Consider the following 17253-nt stretch of genomic DNA (forward strand, 5'->3'; position numbering starts at 1 on the left):
GGTTCCGGGTACGTCGGTACCCGGAACCCGTCATCGCCGCGGGATCAGAACCAGAAGCGCACGCCCGCCACCCAGCGGGTATCGCGTGCGTGTTCGCCGGCCGCTTCGTGGTAGTCGGCGGTATCGCCGAACAGTCGCTCGTGACTGATGCCGATATACGGTGCGAAGCGGCGGCTGAACTCGTAGCGCAGGCGCAGCCCGGCCTCGAGTTTGTTGAGGCCGGCGCCGTTGCCATATTCGGGCTCATCCTTGGCCGAGAAGGTGGCTTCCACCAGCGGCTGCAGGATCAAGCGGTTGGTCAGCAGCAGCTCGTACTCCACTTCCACCGTGGCCGCGAGCTGGCCGCCTTCGCCGACATAGGCCGTGGCCGAGGTTTCGAACTTGTACGGCGCCAGCCCCTGGATGCCGAACGCCGCCCAGGTGCGCGAATCGGCCGGCCGGAAATCCTGCTTCACGCCAACCAGTACGTCCCACCACGGTGACACGCTGCGGCCGTACATCACTTCCAGATCGGCCGAGCCGGTGCGGCCGTCACTGCGCTCGCCTTCGCTGCGCAGCCACAGCCGGTTGATGTTGCCACCCACCCAGCCGCTGGCCTCCCAGGCCTGGCCCGTACCGTGCTGGCCGTCCCAGTGCTCAAGGCGGTTGACCAGCAGCAGGCTGTGAATCTCCGGCGCATGCTCCATCGCGCCGTGGTCGATCGGCGGAAACGCGGCAAGCCGGTCGGCGGCGGTCACAGCCGGAATCGGTTCGAGCGGCTCGGTGGGCGCAGGCGGCTTCGGTGGGACATGGCCCATCGCGGCGTGGTCCATCGTTGGATGGTCCATCGTTGAATGGTCCATCGTCGAGTGGTCCATCTTGGTGTGATCCATGCTGCCGTGATCCATGCTGCAGTGATCCATCGGGCGGTCATCCACCGGTGGTGCATCGGTCGTGGTCGTGGTCGTGGCCGGCGCCGTGACATGGCCGGCATGCGACTGCGCCCAGGCGGGCGCGGCCAGCGCCAGCAGTAGGCCAGCACTCAGTGCGGACAGCATGGTGAAAGGCGAGCGGCTCATTCTTCGATCCTCACTTCGCGCATCATCCCTGCTTCCATGTGGTACAGCAGGTGGCAGTGGTACGCCCATCGGCCAAGGGCGTCGGCACGGACGCGGTAGGTGCGGCGGGTGCCGGGCGGCATGTCGACGGTGTGCTTGCGCAGGTGGAACTCGCCGTCCGCGTTTTCCAGGTCGCTCCACACGCCGTGCAGATGGATCGGGTGCTGCATCATCGTGTCGTTGACCAGCACGATGCGCATGCGCTCACCGTAGGTCAGGCGCAGCGGTTCGGCGCTGGCAAAGGGGATGCCGTCGAAGGACCAGCTGAATTTCTCCATGTGTCCGGTCAGGTGCAGCTCCACCTCGCGGCCCGGATCACGCCCATCCGGATCATCGAACAGGCTGCGCATCGCGCCGTAGGTGAGCACGTGGCGGCCGTTGTCGCGCAGGCCGATACCGGGGTCATCCAGCTTGGGCTCGGTCGCCATGCTCTGCATGTCCACCAGTGGATTGCCCTTCTCGCTGGCGGGGTGGCGCGGCGCCTTGGGATCGGCACCGTGCGCGCCATGGCCCATGCTGGCACCGCAGCCGCCCTCCATGCCCTTCATGTCATGGCCCGCCATCCCGTTGGCGGCATGGCCCATGTCGTGGCCCATGTCACTCATGGTCAGCAGTGGGCGCGGGTCGCGCGCGGGAATCGGCGCCTGCAGGCCGTGGCGCACCGCCAGGGTGCCGGCAGCGTAGCCGGTACGGCCCATGTCCTGGCAGAAGATCGTGTAGGCGTCCTGGCCGCTGGGTTCGACGATCACATCGAAGGTCTCGGCCGGCGCGATGCGGAATTCATCGATGCTGACCGGGTGGATGTACTGGCCATCGGCGGCGACCACGGTCATCTTCAGGCCGGGGATGCGCACGTCGAAGTAGGTCATCGAGCCGCCGTTGATGAAGCGCAGCAGCACTTTCTCGCCGCTGCGGAACAGCCCGGTCCAGTTGCCGGCCGGGGCGGTGCCGTTGAGCAGGTAGGTATAGGTGTGGGCGTTGATGTCGGAGATGTCGGTTGGCGTCATCCGCATCCGGCCCCACATGCCGCGGTCGGCGGTGGCCGCGGCCCAGCCGTCCTTGCGCACATCGCGCAGGAAGTCGGGCAGGGTGCGCTTGTAGTAGTTGTCGTGCTCGGCCAGCTTCTTCATGCGCCGGAACAGCGCGCCGGGGTCCAGGTCGGTCCAGTCCGAGAGCAGGATCACGTGCTCGCGATCGGCGTGATACGGCGCCGGTTCCAGCGGGTCGATGATCAGCGCGCCGTACAGGCCGGCCTGTTCCTGGAACATGGAATGGCTGTGGTACCAGTACGTGCCGGACTGCTTGAGGGTGAAGCGGTACTGGTAGGCCTCGCCTGGGGCGATGCCGTTGAAGCTCAGGCCGGGCACGCCGTCCATGTTGGCCGGCAGCAGCAGGCCGTGCCAGTGGATGGAGGTGGGGTGGGCCTGCAGCGTATTGGCTACGCGGATGTTGACCGTCTGACCTTCGCGCCAGCGCAGGATCGGCGCGGGCAGGCTGCCGTTGACGGTGATGGCCGGGCGGGTGCGGCCGGTGAAATTGGCCAGCGATTCGCCGATGCTCAGCTGCACGTCCTGGCTGCTCAGGACCTGCGGGGCACCGGCAAGGCCGGGGCCGGCGGCGGCGAACGCACGCGGACTGAGGCCGGTGGCGGCCAGGCTGGCGACCACGCCGCCGGCAGCCACGCCCTGCACGAACAGGCGGCGTGACGGCATGGGCGGGGCGCCCGTGCCGGGTGTTTTAAGGAAAGACATTGCAACTCCGAATCCGATTCGAATGGCACACGGGGTGCCGTCATCGCACACGCGCCGGGGCGCATGCGCAGAGCCTCAGGCCGGCGCTCGCAGCGCGCGGCGGATCAGGCGATCGGAGGACGGGTGATGCGGTCCAGCGGGGGCATCGGCTGGGAGGGATGCGCGGTCAGGACCGGTGCCAGCGACAACGGCGGCGGCGTGGCGATCCACGCGATCTGGACGGTCAGGCTGGGCTGCTGGGCGCAGTTGCGCAGGCAGTCCTTGAGCTTGCAATGGTCGCCATCGTGCGGAGCCTGGACGCCGGTGTCGGCGGACCCGGCAGCGGCCATGGCATGGTGATCGTGTGCGGCAGGCATCGGTGCATCGCCATGGCAGGGCGGCGCAGGGGTGCTGGTGCGGCTCGACTCGGCCATGGCCAACGCCATGGGACCGGCCATGGCGACATTCAGCCCGTTGAGCAACAGGCTGAGCATCAATACCACTCGCAGGAGCAGGCCACTGGCGGACATGGGGCTCACCTTACTGCCAAATCCGGGCGGTCGCACCTGCGGCTGAACACGTGGTTCAACTCTGGAGGCCGGTCCGTGCGGGCTTGGCCGGGCATCAGCCTTCTTCGCGCACGATCTCGACCAGACGGTCGCCATAGCGGGCCAGCTTGGTGCCGCCGATGCCGCCGACCCGGCCGAGCGCATCGACGCTGGTAGGGCGCTGTTCGGCGATGTTGCGCAGCGTGCTGTCGTGGAAGATCACGAAGGCCGGCACGTTCTGCTCGCGCGCGAGTTCGGCACGCAGACCGCGCAGGGCATTGAACAGGGCCAGGTCCTGCGGCAGCACCGACAGGCCGGTGCGCTGGCCGCTGCGGTCGCGCTCGCGGGCGGCCTTGGGGGTCTCGCGGCGCATCATGACCTTGCGCTGGCCCTTGAGCACGTCACGGCTGCCATCGGTCAGGCGCAGGCCGCCGTAGGCACTGCTGTCCACCTCGAGCAGGCTGGAGGCGACCAGTTGGCGGAACACGCTGCGCCAGGTGCGGGCGTCCAGATCCTTGCCGATGCCGTAGGTGCTCAGTTCGGTATGCCCGAACTGGCGGACTTTCTCGTTGTCGCCGCCGCGCAGGATGTCGATCAGGTGGCCCACGCCGAAGCGCTGGCCGCTGCGGTAGACGCAGCTCAGCGCCTTCTGGGCGGCGATGCTGGCATCCCAGGCATCGGGCGGCAGCAGGCAGTTATCGCAGTTGCCGCAGGGCTGGGGGTAGGTTTCCCCGAACCCGGCCAGCAGGACCTGACGGCGGCACTGCATGGATTCGCAGTAGCCGAGCAGGTGATCGAGTTTGGACCGTTCGAGCGTTTTGCGGTCTTCGCCGGCTTCGGACTGCTCGATCATCTGCTTGAGCAGCACCACGTCGCCCAGGCCGTAGCAAAGCCACGCTTCGGCGGCTTCGCCATCGCGGCCGGCGCGGCCGGTTTCCTGGTAATACCCTTCCATCGATTTGGGCAGGTCGGTGTGCGCGACGAAGCGTACGTCCGGCTTGTCGATGCCCATGCCGAAGGCGATGGTGGCGCACATCACGATGCCGTCCTCGCGCAGGAAGCGGCGCTGGTTGGCGGCACGTACCTCCGCCGGCAGGCCAGCGTGGTAGGGCAGGGCGTTCATGCCCTCCTTGCACAGGAACTCGGCGGTTTCTTCCACCTTGCGCCGCGACATGCAGTACACGATGCCGGCTTCCTGGCGGTGGACCTTGAGGAAGTCCAGCAGCTGGCGCTTGGCGTTGTCTTTCTGGACGACGGTGTAGCGGATGTTGGGCCGGTCGAACGAACTGACGAAGTGCTGGGCGTTGGTGAGGTCCAGGCGTTCGGCGATTTCGCGCTGGGTCGGCGGATCGGCGGTGGCGGTCAGCGCGATGCGCGGGACGTCGGGCCAGCGTTCGTGCAGGACGGTGAGCTGGCGATATTCCGGGCGGAAGTCGTGGCCCCATTGCGAGACGCAGTGCGCCTCGTCGATCGCGAACAGGGCGATCCGGCTGCGCGAGAGCAGCGAGAGGAACCGGCCGGTCAGCAGTCGCTCGGGGGCGACGTAGAGCATGTCCAGTTCGCCGGCGAGCAGTTCGCGCTCAACCCGGGCGGCGGTGTCGCCATCCAGGGTGGAGTTGAGGTATTCGGCGCGGACGCCGAGCTGGCGCAGGGCTTCGACCTGGTCCTGCATCAAGGCGATCAGCGGCGAGATGACGATGCCGGTGCCGTCGCGGAGCAGGGAGGGGACCTGGTAGCAGAGCGATTTGCCGCCGCCGGTGGGCATGAGGACGAGCGCGTCATTGCCGGCGGCGACATGCTCGACGATCGCCTGCTGCGGACCGCGGAATTCGTCGTAACCAAAAATGCGGCTGAGCAGGTCGTGCGCGGGGCGGGAAGACATCGCGCTAGTTTACCTTGCCCAGGCTACGGGTCGTGTCCTCTGATGCCGGATATCCCTGTAAGAAAGCCGAAGCCAGAGCGGAAGTCAGAGCCAGAGCTGAAGGCGCAAGCGCCGGGCGTGGCCTCCTACGGGGTTGGCGCGGTGTGGGTGGGCCTGCTGGACCCGCCGTGAACCCGTCCATGGGGGCTCGATGTGCGCCATCCATGGCGCACAACGGTCCTGCAGACCCACCCACACCGCGCCGTCGACACTTGGCTGGTCTTCAAAGGAGAGCAGTCGAGAGCCAGTCCAGAGCCAGTCACGAGCCAGTCAAACGCAGACAGGCGCCAATCGGCGCCTGTCTGCTGTTGCTTGCCGTTGACCTTTTGACCTTTGACCTTTGACCTTTGACCTTTGACCTGTGGCCCGAGGCCCGAGGCTTGTTACCGCTTGCCGAAGAGGCCGCTCTGGCTTTCCCAACCGTCCATCCAGATCTGTCTGGCGAGTGGGGGCCAGGCCCTGACGGGACCGTCGTGCGCCATGGATGGCGCACGTCGAGCCCCCAAGGATGGGTTTACGGCGCGTCCCGGCAGGGCCTGGCCCCCGCTCGCCAACACGGAGACCCCCTCAGCCAACGCCTCTGCCTCTGCCGTTGCGTTCAGTAAGCCAAGCCAGCCAAAAAACAACCCCTTACTGCAGCAGCGACCGCAGCATCCAGGCGTACTTTTCGTGGGTCTGCAGACGCTGGGTCATCAGATCCTCGGTCGGTGCGTCGTCCGCATCATCGGCCACGTCCAGCACCTTGCGGGCCGTGCGGCACACTGCCTCGTTGGCGGTGACCAACTGGCGTACCATCTCACGCCAGTCCGCGCTGTCGGTCAGGCCCGGCTCCTCGGCGATCGAGGTCAGGGCCGCGAACTCGCGGTAGGAGCCCGGGGCATTGAAGCCCAGTGCACGGATGCGTTCAGCCACGTCATCCAGGGCCGCCCACTGTTCGGTGTACTGGGTTTCGAACATCGTGTGCAGCGAGTTGAACATCGACCCGGTCACGTTCCAATGGAAATTGTGGGTCTTCAGGTAGAGCGTGAACGCATCAGCCTGGAAGGCCGACAGCCCATCGGCGATCTTCTTGCGATCGCCCTCCTTGATCCCGATATCAATGTTCGGGGCCGACGGGGCCGCCGCGCCGAGCTTCTGCTTGGCCGTCTTGGGCTTTGCCGGGGTCTTGGTCGTCTTCGCCATGGGAGAACTCCTTATGGATGGGATGAATCGGATGGCCTTCACAATAGATCAGACTACCCTTTCAGTAGTAAACAAAAGTTCTAAACGAATCGATTGATGAGCGCTATCGAAAAACCACATGCAGCACGCTTGGCCCAGCAGCAGGCCGCCATCAACGGGGCCATGAGCCGCGACCGCGGTCGTTTGCTGGGGATGCTCTCGCGTTGGCGGGCCAAACCGGCGGATGCGGGGCTGGCGGCGGCGTTCGAGCAGGCCTTGCAGGCATCCGTGCAGCGCCGTGAAGCGCGTGTGCTGAACCAGCCGGCCATCACGCTGGACGAGCAGTTGCCGATTGCGCGTGAAGCCGAGGCCATCACCGCCCTGATCCGCGACCATCAGGTCGTGGTGATCGCCGGTGAAACCGGCTCGGGCAAAACCACCCAGCTGCCCAAATTGTGCCTGGCTGCCGGCCGTGGCACCGCCGGCATGATCGGCTGCACCCAGCCGCGACGGATCGCTGCCCGCGCGGTGGCGACCCGGGTCGCGCAGGAACTTCGCTCCGAGCTGGGCACCACCGTCGGCTACCAGGTGCGCTTCACCGACCGTGTTGGTGACGATACCCGCATCAAGTTCATGACCGACGGCATTCTGCTGGCCGAGATCAGCAGTGACCGCTGGCTGTCCAACTACGACACGATCATCGTCGACGAGGCACACGAACGCAGCCTCAACATCGATTTCCTGCTGGGCTATCTGAAGCAGTTGCTGAAGAAGCGCCCGGACCTCAAGTTGATCGTCACCTCGGCGACCATCGATACCTCACGCTTTGCCCAGCACTTCGATGATGCCCCGGTGATCAGCGTGGAAGGCCGTACCTTCCCGGTGGAGGTGCGCTACCGCCCGTTGGAAGGCGAGGGCGGTGGCGAGGCCGACGGTGGGCGCGATGGCGAGCGCACCGTGAATGATGCGGTGGTCGCGGCGGTGGATGAAATCACCCGGGTCGACCCGCGTGGCGACATCCTGCTGTTCTTCCCGGGCGAGCGCGAGATCCGCGACGCGCACCAGTCGCTGGAGCGACGCAAGTACCGGGGGACTGATGTGCTGCCGCTGTATGCGCGGCTGTCGGTCAAGGACCAGGACCTGGTCTTCAACCCGGGCGCCAACCGGCGCATCGTGCTGGCCACCAACGTCGCCGAAACGTCGCTGACGGTGCCGCGCATCCGCTATGTGATCGACCCGGGTTTCGCCCGCATCAAGCGTTACAGCCCGCGCCAGAAACTGGACCGTCTGCACATCGAAGCGGTCTCGCAGGCCAGCGCCAACCAGCGCAAGGGCCGTTGCGGTCGCGTGTCCGAAGGCATCTGCTATCGGCTGTATTCCGAAGCGGATTTCCAGTCGCGCCCGGAGTTCACTGATCCGGAAATCCGCCGCTCCAGCCTGTCCGGGGTGATCCTGCGGATGCTGCAACTGGGCCTGGGCAAGATCGAGGATTTCCCGTTCCTGGAGGCGCCGGATGAGCGTGCCATTGCCGACGGGTGGCAGCAGCTGGGTGAGCTGGGCGCAGTCGATGCCGAGCGTCGCCTGACCCCGATCGGCCGCCAGATGGCGCGCCTGCCGGTGGACGTCAAGCTGGCCCGCATGCTGGTCGCCGCACAGGCGCAGAGTTGCCTGCGGCCGATGCTGGTGATCGCCTCGTTCCTGGGCATCCAGGACCCGCGCGAACGCCCGCCGGAAGCGCGTGCCGCGGCCGACAACGCGCATGCGCTGTTCGCCGATGGGCGTTCGGAATTCGTCGGTGTGCTGCGGCTGTGGGACGGCCACCGCCAAGCCCATGAAGACCTGACCCAGTCCAAGCTGCGCGACTGGTGTGGGCGGCATTTCCTCGGCTTCCTGCGCATGCGCGAATGGCGTGAGCTGCATCGCCAACTGCGCGTGCTGTGCGAGGAGCTGGGCTGGAGCGAGGAGCCCGCCGAGACCTCGCTGGCACCCTTGCTGGCCGGTTCTTCCGCACCGGCACCGGCACGCGATGACGAGGCGAAGATCAAGGCGACGCGCGGCCAGCAGCACCGGGCCGCGCGCCTGGCCCGCGAAGGAAAATCCGAGCCGACGCCGGTCGAAAACAAGGCCGCGCCCGTCAAGGGTGTCGACCCGCAGGCGCGCAACGCCTTCACCGACAAGGTACGCGCCGCTGCCTACCAGACGCTCCACCGCGCGCTGATCGCCGGCCTGCCCACGCAGATCGGCCACCGCAGCGACAAGGGCGACTTCCTGGCACCGCGCCAGCGCCGCTTCCTGCCGTTCCCGGGTTCGACCCTGGCCAAGCGGCCGCCGCCGTGGCTGCTGACCGCCACGCTGCTGGATACCCAGAAAATCTGGGGCCTGACCAACGCGGCGATCGAGCCGGACTGGGTCATCAACGAGCTGCCCCACCTGTTACTGCGCAAGCACTTCGACCCGCACTGGTCGCGCGCGCAGGGCCAGGTACTGGCCTCGGAGCAGATCAGTCTGTTCGGGCTGGTGCTGGCGCCAAAAAAGCCGGTGCATTACGGCCGGATCGCGCCGGGCGAGGCGCACGACATCTTCGTGCGCCAGGCCTTGGTGACCGGCGAAATCAACACCCGTGCCGCCTTCGTCGCCGACAACCTCAAGGTGCTGGAGCAGGCGCGCGAAGAAGAGGCCAAGCTGCGCCGTGCGGGCATCGTGGCCGATGAAGGCTGGCAGGCGCGCTGGTACCTGGACCGCATTCCGGCCGAGGTCCATTCGGCGATGGGTCTGGATACCTGGTGGAAGGCGCTGGCACCGGAGAAACGCCGCGCGCTGTCGTGGACACTGGCCGATCTGCTGCCGGGCGAGGGCAGCGATGCCGAACGGTACCCGGCGTATCTGCCCCTGGGCGATGCACGGCTGCCGCTGCATTACACCTTCGAGCCGGGTGCCGACGAAGACGGTGTGACGCTGGAGGTGCCGCTGCACCTGCTCAACGCACTCGATCCGGCGCGGTTGTCGTGGCTGGCGCCGGGCTTCGTAGCCGACAAGGCCGCGGCCCTGATCCGCAGCCTGCCCAAGGCGATGCGCCGCAACTATGTGCCGGCCCCGGACTTTGGCCGCGCCTTCGCCGAAGCGTTTGCCGAGCCGACCGCCGATGACATCCGTGGCGAGCTGGCCCGGTTCCTGTCGCGTGCGACCGGTGCCAAGGTGGCCGCGACCGATTTCGATGACGCCGCGCTGGACGCCCATCTGCGCATGAACCTGCGGCTGCGCGATGCCGATGGCAAGGTGCTGGCCACCTCGCGTGATCTGGATGCACTGCGCGCCCGCTTCGGTGACAAGGCCGGTGATGCCTTTGCCGCACGCGCCGGCCGGGCGCTGGCGGCCGACGGCCTTCGCGATTTCCCGGCCAGCGCGATCCCGTTGCAGGTGCCTGGCGAAGCCGGCGTGCCGGCCTACCCGGCGCTGGTCGACCAGGGCGAGACCGCCGCGTTGAAGATCTTTGCCGATCGCAGCGAGGCGCTGGAGCAGCATCCGCTCGGCGTGCGTCGATTGCTGGAGATCGCGCTGGCCGACAAGGCCAAGCAGGCGCGCAAACAGCTGCCGGTTCCGCCCAAGACCGGGTTGTTGTACGCCGCGATCGAATCGCAGGAGCGCCTGCGTGGCGATCTGGTCGATGCGGCGATGAATGCCGTGCTCGCCGATGGCCTGGGGGATATCCGCGACCCGGCTGCGTTCGCCAAGCGCAGTGCCGAGGCGGGCAAGGCGTTGTTCGGCGAGGCGATGACGCGGCTGAAGCTGGCCGAAAACATCCTGGCGCACGTAGCCGAGCTCAAGCCGCAGCTGGAAGCGCCGCTGATGGGCTGGGCACGTGGCAACCTCGATGACATGGAGCAGCAGTTGGCGGCGCTGGTCCATCCCGGCTTCCTGCGCGAGACCCCGGCCGATGCCCTGGCACAGTTGCCGCGCTACCTGCGGGCGATGATTCTGCGCACCGAGCGTGCCAAGCGCGATCCGCCGCGCGATCAGGCGCGGATGCTGGAACTGCGGCCGTTCGTCGACGCCTTGGCCCAGGCCGAGGCGCGCGGCCTGCGGGCGCGACCGCAATGGCAGGACCTGCGCTGGGATCTGGAAGAGTTGCGGGTGTCGTTGTTTGCCCAGGAGCTGGGGGCGAAGACCGGGATATCGGCCAAGAAACTGGCCCAGCGCGTGGCCGCATTGCAGGGCGCCTGATCCGGCGAGCGCCCCGTGCCGTTGCGGTACGGGGCGTGGTGATTACTTGACGCGGCGGACCTTGGCGCGGGTGTTGTAGCCGTCCACCTTCATGTACCAGACCCCGACCAGGCCGGGATTGATCGTGACCTTGGGGGCGTTCCTGCGCACGCCGCTCAACGTCGCCTCATCGGTCTGCTCCCATTCCTGCTTGTTGGCCAGCACATACCGGCGGCCCTTGGCAAAGCCGCGGAACTCATCGGTGATGTTGGTTTCGATCGGATCGTTGCTGCCGAAATCGTGGAAGCCGCGGTTCTTGACGATGACTTCCTGGCGGCCTTCTTCACGCGCTTCTTCGCGCGCATTCGCTGCCAGCGCAGCGACCTCGCCCTGCAGCCAGTTGTTGAGCTGGGACAGTTCCTGCGGTGAAAGTTTCTCCAGCCCGGCTGCTTTAAACTCGGCAGGCGACATCTGCTGCTGGAGATCGCCACCCACCACTCGCTGGGCCAGGGCCGGCAGCGAAAGACTCATCAGAACGGCCGTGCAGGCCAACAACCGCAGACGGGAATAGCGCATGGCAGGGTCTCTCCTAGGAATGGCCGCAGTGTAGTGCCAGCGCCCCGGCATGTGCACATGCAGGCGACGGCGATTGTAGGGGGGGCGCAGCGGCGCTAGTGTAGGTGGCCTCCGTCTTGTCTGTACGATGCTGTGAACCGCGCTTCTGCCCCCGGCCTGGATGCCTTGTTGAACCGTCCCTCGGTGGCCTCGCTGCCGCCCGAACTGCGCGAGGCGTTGCTGCAGCGCTGGCAGTTGCCCGAGGCTGACCAGGAAATGCGTGTCGGTTGGCCGGTCCTGGCCGACACACTCGATGCCCTTTCGCTGCTGTCGGCCGACGAGTCAGCGTTGTTGGCCACGCTGTTGTTCGATCTGCCGTGGCTGCGTGCGGGCATGGATGCGTTGCCGCTGGGAGCGCTCAAGCCGGTGATCGTCGGTCTGCTCGACGGCCAGGATGCGGCCGATCAGGTCTGGGCACTGCATGCCGGGCGTGAGGCCGGGCGCAACAGTGAGGGCCTGCGTCGCCTGCTGCTGTCGATCATCCGCGATCTGCGCGTGGTGCCGATCCTGCTCGCCCGCCAGCTGGCCCGCATGCGCGGTGCCGATCGGCTGCCCGAAGAAGAGCGCCGCGCGCTGGCCCAGCTCACCCGCGACATCCACGCGCCGTTGGCCAACCGGCTGGGCATCTGGCAGCTGAAGTGGGAGCTGGAAGATCTGGCGTTCCGCCATCTGGAGCCGGAAACCTACCGTCGCATCGCGCGTGAGGTCGATGAAACCCGTCTGGCCCGCGAGCGCTATGTCGAGGGCGTCAAGAAGGCGCTCTCGCGGGAGTTGTCGGCGCAGGGCATCCGCGCCGAGGTCAGCGGCCGCCCGAAGCATATCTACAGCATCTGGCGGAAGATGCAGAAGAAGCGACTGGCGTTCGAACAGTTGTACGACATCCGCGCCGTGCGCGTGATGGTGGACGATGTGGCCGCCTGCTACGCCGCACTGGGCGTGGTGCATGCACTGTGGGCGCCGGTGCCCAGCGAATTTGACGACTACATCGCGCGCCCGAAGGCCAATGATTACCGCTCGCTGCATACCGCCGTGGTCGGCCCGGAAGGGCGCACCATCGAAGTGCAGATCCGTACCCATGACATGCATGCCCAGGCCGAGCTGGGTGTCGCTGCGCATTGGCGCTACAAGGAAGGCAGCAAGGGCGCGGAGAAGGCGTTCGATCGCAAGATCACCTGGATGCGCCAGTTGCTGGAGCAGTCCCAGGAGGGCCATGCCGGTGAACTGGCCGGCGCGCTGGATGCTGAACTGACCGAAGACCGGGTCTACGCGCTCAGCCCCAAGGACGAGGTGATGGACCTGCCGCAGGGCGCCACCCCGCTGGATTTTGCTTACCACGTGCATACGATGGTCGGGCATCGCTGCCGCGGGGCGAAGGTCAATGGCCGCATCGTGCCGCTGACCTACCGCCTGCGCAGCGGCGACCGCGTCGAGATCCTGACCGGCAAAGAAGCCGATCCACGCCGCGACTGGCTGCTCGCCTCTGGCGGTTTCCTGGCCAGCAACCGGTCGCGGGACAAGGTGCGCGGCTGGTTCCACAAGCTGGACCGCGCGCGAAACGTGCAGGCCGGCCGCGAACTGCTTGAACGCGAGCTCAAGCGCCTGGGCCTGCAGCACGCCGATCTGACCATCGCGGTAAAGAAGTTTCATGCCGACAGCGTTGATGATCTCTACATCCAGGTCGCCTTGGGCGACACCGGGCCGAACCAGGTCAGCCGCACGCTGCTGGAAGCCGAGCGGGCCGCCAGCCAGCCGGCGGTGCCCGCCCTGCCGCGCCCGACCGCGCGGCGTGACAGCGTGCGCAGCGCCAACTTCACCGTCCAGGGCGTCGGCAATCTGCTCGTGCAGCTCGCCCGGTGCTGCCAGCCCGTGGCTGGTGAGCCGATCGTGGGCTACCTGACCCGCGCCCGTGGCGTCACCGTGCATCGCACCGATTGCGCCGCGCTGGCAAGGCTGGCGGCCGCCAGTCCACAGCGCATCCTGCCGGTGGAGTGGGGCCAGGCCGGCGGTGGCTACGAAGTGGACGTCGTGGTTGATGCGGTCGACCGGCGCTGGCTGCTCAAGGACATCACCAACCTGATCGCGCAGGAGGATGCCTACGTGCTGGACATCCACAGCGACAACGTCCGCAACAGCGGGCGGGCGCATCTGCGCCTGCGCCTGAAGGTCAGTGACTACGGGCAGCTGTCCACCCTGCTGGGCAAGCTGGATGCGCTGCCCGGCGTCAGCGAAGCGCGGCGTCTAGGCTGACCTCACGTGCCCCACGCTAGGCTCGCGGCATGAGCCGGGACGATGACAGGCATGACGCCGCGCACGGGGCGCTGCGGCGGGTACGCCGCGAGGGACGCTGGTGGTGGCTGCAGGCGCGCCATGCCCGGCGCATCTGGCGTTGGGCGGCGCTGGTGGCGGTACTCGTGTTCGTCAGCCTGGCGTTGCTGCGGCGGCCGTTGGCCAACTGGTTCTGGAACGAGCCGCAGATCGAACAACTGCTGGACCAGGGCGATCGTGCGTTGGCCGCTGGCCGGTTGAGTACGGCCGACGGCAGTGGCGCGCGTGAGTCCTATCAAGCGGCATTGGCGCTGGACAATGACCGGCTGCAGGCCCGTACCGGGCTCGCCCGGACCGGCCAGGCCGCGCTGCAGCAGGCACGCGATGCGCTGGAGCGGGGCGATCATGCCGCAGCGACCGCCGCCTTGGCGCTGGCCCGCGACCTGCAGGTACCGCAACGCGATGCCGATGCGCTGGCCCAGCAGCTTCGCACGCGCGACCAGGCCCGCGCCGGGATCGGTGCGTTGCTCGGCCGTGCTGAAGCGGCCTTGCAGGCGCAACGACTCGATGGCAGCCCGGACAGCGCCTTGCCGCTGTTCCAGCAGGTGCTGGCGCTGATGCCCAACCAGCTGCGCGCGCTGGAAGGACGTGAGGATGCACTGTCTGATCTCCTGCAGCAGGCACGTACTGCGGCGGACCGCGGCGATGTCGCACGCGCGGCGGCGCTGGTGCGCAGCGCGCGAGGTTTCGATGCGGGGCATGTGGACCTGCCGGCGACCCAGGAGGCGGTGAACAACGCGCTGGAACGCCGGCAGCGTGAGGGCGAGGCCGCGCTGCGTCGGCAGAAGCTGGATGCCGCGGCGGAGGCCTTCGCTGCGGTGCTCTCGGCACTGCCCGATGACCCTGCCGCGCATCGTGGTCAGTTGCAGGTGGCCGACGCGCAGTTGATGCGGGCGACCCGCCAGGCCGGCAACTTCCGTTTCGACGAGGCCACCGGGTCGCTGCAGGCTGCCGAAGCGTTGGGGGCGTCCACGCGTGCGCTCGAGACGGTGCGGCATACGATCGAGCAGGCCCGCCGTTCCCAGGCAGCCTTGACGACCCCGGTGGTGCCACGTGCCCAGCGCGAACGCACCCTTCAGCGTCTGCTCGCGCGCCTGGACGATGCGGAGGACGCCGGGCAGTTCCTTGAGCCCCCCGGGCGCAGTGCCTACGACGCCCTGCGCGAAGCCCAGGGGGTTGCACCACAGGATCCGCGCGTGCGGGCGGCCGCACAGCGCCTGCTGCCGGCGAGCCGGCAGTGCTTCGAGGATCGGCTGCGCGAGAACCGTGTGCTGGCCGCCGGTGCGTGCCTGGATGCCTGGCAGGCGCTGGGCCCTGGATCACAGGGCGTTGCGCAGGCCCGGCAGCGACTTGCCCAGCGCTGGCTCGCCATCGGCAGCGAACGGCTGGGGCGGGGCGATGCTGCATTTGCCAGAATGGCCTTGCAGCAGGCCGCGCAGCTCGGGAGCGAAACGGGCAGTGGAGACTATCAATCGCTGGATCGCCGGCTTCGGGATCTGGAATCTTCGCGCTGAGCCCCAGCCTGCGCCTCAGCTATAGTACGGGCCCTTCTTCAAGACCGGCGTTTGCATGACCCTCTTCGTTTCCGGCGCGACCAGCCAGATCGGCCGGTATCTGCTGCCCCGGCTGATCGCTGCCGGAACGCCCGTGGTTGCGGCCAGTCGTACGCCACAACCCGCTCAGCCGGGTGTGACATGGTTGACCGGTGATCTGGGGAGCGTCCTGCCAACCGCAGCGGACCGGCCGTGGGATGCTATTGCCAGTTTCAGCCCGCTCGAAGCATGGGGGCACTGGTTGTCCCAGCAGACTGTTGCGCCGGCGGCAAAGATCATTGCGACCAGTTCGATGAGCGTTGTGACCAAGCAGGGGTCGGCCCAGTCGGACGAGCAAGCGGTGGTTGCGCGTCTGCAGCAAGGTGAGCAGGGAGTGGCGCGGCAGGCGGACCGCCTGGGTATGCAGTGGACCATCCTGCGACCGACGCTGATCTACGGTGCTGGCATTGACCGCAGCCTGACGCCCATTGTGAAGCGGGCACGAATGCTGCGTGTGTTCCCGATTCCCATGGCTCACGGCATGCGTCAGCCCGTGCATGCCGATGATATAGCCCTTGCCGTGATTGCAGCAATGTCCACGGATGCCGCTGCCGGGCAGGTCATCGAGATCGGTGGCGGCGAGCGCCTTGATTATCAGCATATGTTCCAGCGGGTACACGCGAGTCTGGATGAGCGGATTGTGCCGTTCTATCTGCCCTCGTTGACATTGCGACTGCTCGCAGCATGTAGTGCGCGCGCGCGTGGACCCGTGTCTCGTCTGGAGCAGGACCTGATCGCTGACAATGGCCCCCTGCAGTCGAGGCTTGGCGTGCATCCCCGGGCATTCACGCCACAGGCTGCGATGTGGAGCCCGATGAGCCCGGCCCAGGCGATGGAACGCATCGCAGGCTCAGTCCGTTGACTCCGTCTCTGCGCTTCGCGGCTGGGCGCCGCCGTCACCGTGCGCGCTGCTATTGTTGCGGTGTCCAAACGCAGCAGGGTTGCGTCTGATGTGCAGCATGACGTCCAGCGCAGTTCCACGCGTCGCCGTGGCGATGTGCACTTACAACGGTGCGGCCTATCTGCAGACGCAGTTGGACAGTCTTCTGGTTCAGACCGTCCCTGTGGACGAGGTGGTGATCGGCGATGACGGTTCATCCGATGCAACACTGTCGCTGCTGAATGACTTTGCACACCACGCCGCCACTCGCGGCATTCGCGTTGATATTGTCCAGCGTCCCCGTAATCTGGGGTATGTACTCAATTTCGCCGATGTGTTGCAGCGTTGCACGGCAGACATTGTGTTTTTGTGTGATCAGGATGATGTGTGGTATCCGGATCGTGTCGAGACGTACCTGGAAAAGTTCGATTCGGATCCCTCTTTGATGCTTCTGCACAGTGATGCGCGGCTGGTCGACGGAGTGGGTGAACCTCTTGGGGCGATGCTGTTCGGCATGTTGCGCGTCCATCCAGCAGAGCTGGAACTGGAGCGATCCGGGCTGGTGTTGGATGCCGTATTGATGCGCAACTTTGTCACGGGGGCAACGTGTGCGCTGAGGCGCGTGCTGCTTGAAAACGGTTTGCCGATTGGATCCAAGTGGAGTCACGACGAATGGTTGGCGGTGGTCGCCTCACTTGAGGGAGGCCTGGATGTTCTGCCGCAGGCGACGATCGACTATCGCCAGCATGCTGGCAATCAGATCGGCGCATCCCGGCGCTCGATCCGGGATCGTTTGAGGAACCTGGCGTTGCTTAATGAGCGGCAGCGGATGTGCACCGCGCATCGTCTGCAGGCGCTGCTGGCGTTGTTGTCGGCGCGCGGGGTTCAAGTTGCGCCTGCGCGGCTGAAGGGTCTTGGCGCACTGACGTGGCGGATGGCCTGGTCCCGACTTCAGCTCTATCGCCGCCCCGACGTGCAGTGGGCCTGGATTGTCCATGATGTTCCGCGCCTGCTGGCCCGCCTTGCCAACGCATGTCTGGCCGGCGGCGGCTGGCGAGCCGCGATTGCCGCGTGCCAGGGCGCCTGGGCCGGGCTGCGCGGCCGACCCCTGATGTGAATTGAACTGCACTGAAACGCGGATCTGGTGGCGACCTGCTCTCGCAGCGGCTGCGTTAGACTCGCCA

General features: G+C 67.0%; 11 protein-coding genes. 5 read left to right on the forward strand and 6 right to left on the reverse strand.

Annotated elements, in window-relative coordinates:
• Nucleotides 1–44 precede the first annotated feature (44 nt).
• From AC13F7_RS04170 to AC13F7_RS04190, 5 genes are all read right to left on the reverse strand, one after another.
• Complete coding sequence (locus AC13F7_RS04170; RefSeq protein ID WP_482999338.1) at nt 45–1058, reverse strand: copper resistance protein B; 1014 nt, start codon at nt 1056–1058, stop codon at nt 45–47.
• Nucleotides 1055–2848, reverse strand: coding sequence for a copper resistance system multicopper oxidase (locus AC13F7_RS04175; RefSeq protein ID WP_482999339.1), 1794 nt, complete (start codon nt 2846–2848; stop codon nt 1055–1057). Before AC13F7_RS04175 ends, AC13F7_RS04170 begins: the two co-directional genes overlap by 4 nt.
• A gap of 104 nt (nt 2849–2952) precedes the next feature.
• Nucleotides 2953–3357 carry a CopL family metal-binding regulatory protein gene (locus AC13F7_RS04180; protein WP_481469973.1) on the reverse strand — a complete coding sequence of 135 codons (405 nt, stop codon included), beginning with the start codon at nt 3355–3357 and terminating at the stop codon, nt 2953–2955.
• Between the two features lie 94 nt (nt 3358–3451).
• Nucleotides 3452–5257, reverse strand: coding sequence for a DNA helicase RecQ (gene recQ / locus AC13F7_RS04185; protein WP_482999340.1), 1806 nt, complete (start codon nt 5255–5257; stop codon nt 3452–3454).
• A gap of 669 nt (nt 5258–5926) precedes the next feature.
• Nucleotides 5927–6478, reverse strand: a complete 552-nt coding sequence (locus tag AC13F7_RS04190; RefSeq protein ID WP_019185151.1) for a Dps family protein — start codon at nt 6476–6478, stop codon at nt 5927–5929.
• A 96-nt stretch (nt 6479–6574) separates the two neighbouring features.
• On the opposite strand from AC13F7_RS04190, the gene hrpA reads away from it, so the two are divergent.
• Complete coding sequence (gene hrpA, locus AC13F7_RS04195) at nt 6575–10678, forward strand: ATP-dependent RNA helicase HrpA (protein ID WP_482999341.1); 4104 nt, start codon at nt 6575–6577, stop codon at nt 10676–10678.
• 42 nt (nt 10679–10720) lie between these two features.
• Here hrpA and AC13F7_RS04200 read toward each other — a convergent pair whose 3' ends face one another.
• The gene (locus AC13F7_RS04200) at nt 10721–11233 is read right to left on the reverse strand and encodes a hypothetical protein (protein WP_482999342.1); all 513 of its coding nucleotides are present in this window, start codon (nt 11231–11233) and stop codon (nt 10721–10723) included.
• Between the two features lie 132 nt (nt 11234–11365).
• Here AC13F7_RS04200 and AC13F7_RS04205 point away from each other — a divergent pair, with 132 nt between their 5' ends.
• From AC13F7_RS04205 to AC13F7_RS04220, 4 genes are all read left to right on the forward strand, one after another.
• Nucleotides 11366–13519: a RelA/SpoT family protein gene (locus AC13F7_RS04205; protein ID WP_481469739.1), complete on the forward strand. Its 2154-nt coding sequence runs from the start codon at nt 11366–11368 to the stop codon at nt 13517–13519.
• 29 nt (nt 13520–13548) lie between these two features.
• Nucleotides 13549–15111 carry a hypothetical protein gene (locus AC13F7_RS04210; RefSeq protein ID WP_482999343.1) on the forward strand — a complete coding sequence of 521 codons (1563 nt, stop codon included), beginning with the start codon at nt 13549–13551 and terminating at the stop codon, nt 15109–15111.
• Between the two features lie 55 nt (nt 15112–15166).
• The gene (locus tag AC13F7_RS04215) at nt 15167–16051 is read left to right on the forward strand and encodes an SDR family oxidoreductase (RefSeq protein ID WP_482999344.1); all 885 of its coding nucleotides are present in this window, start codon (nt 15167–15169) and stop codon (nt 16049–16051) included.
• 97 nt (nt 16052–16148) lie between these two features.
• Nucleotides 16149–17186, forward strand: a complete 1038-nt coding sequence (locus tag AC13F7_RS04220; protein ID WP_482999345.1) for a glycosyltransferase family 2 protein — start codon at nt 16149–16151, stop codon at nt 17184–17186.
• Nucleotides 17187–17253: the final 67 nt, after the last annotated feature.

It is taken from the genome of Stenotrophomonas sp. K-6 (assembly GCF_056861555.1).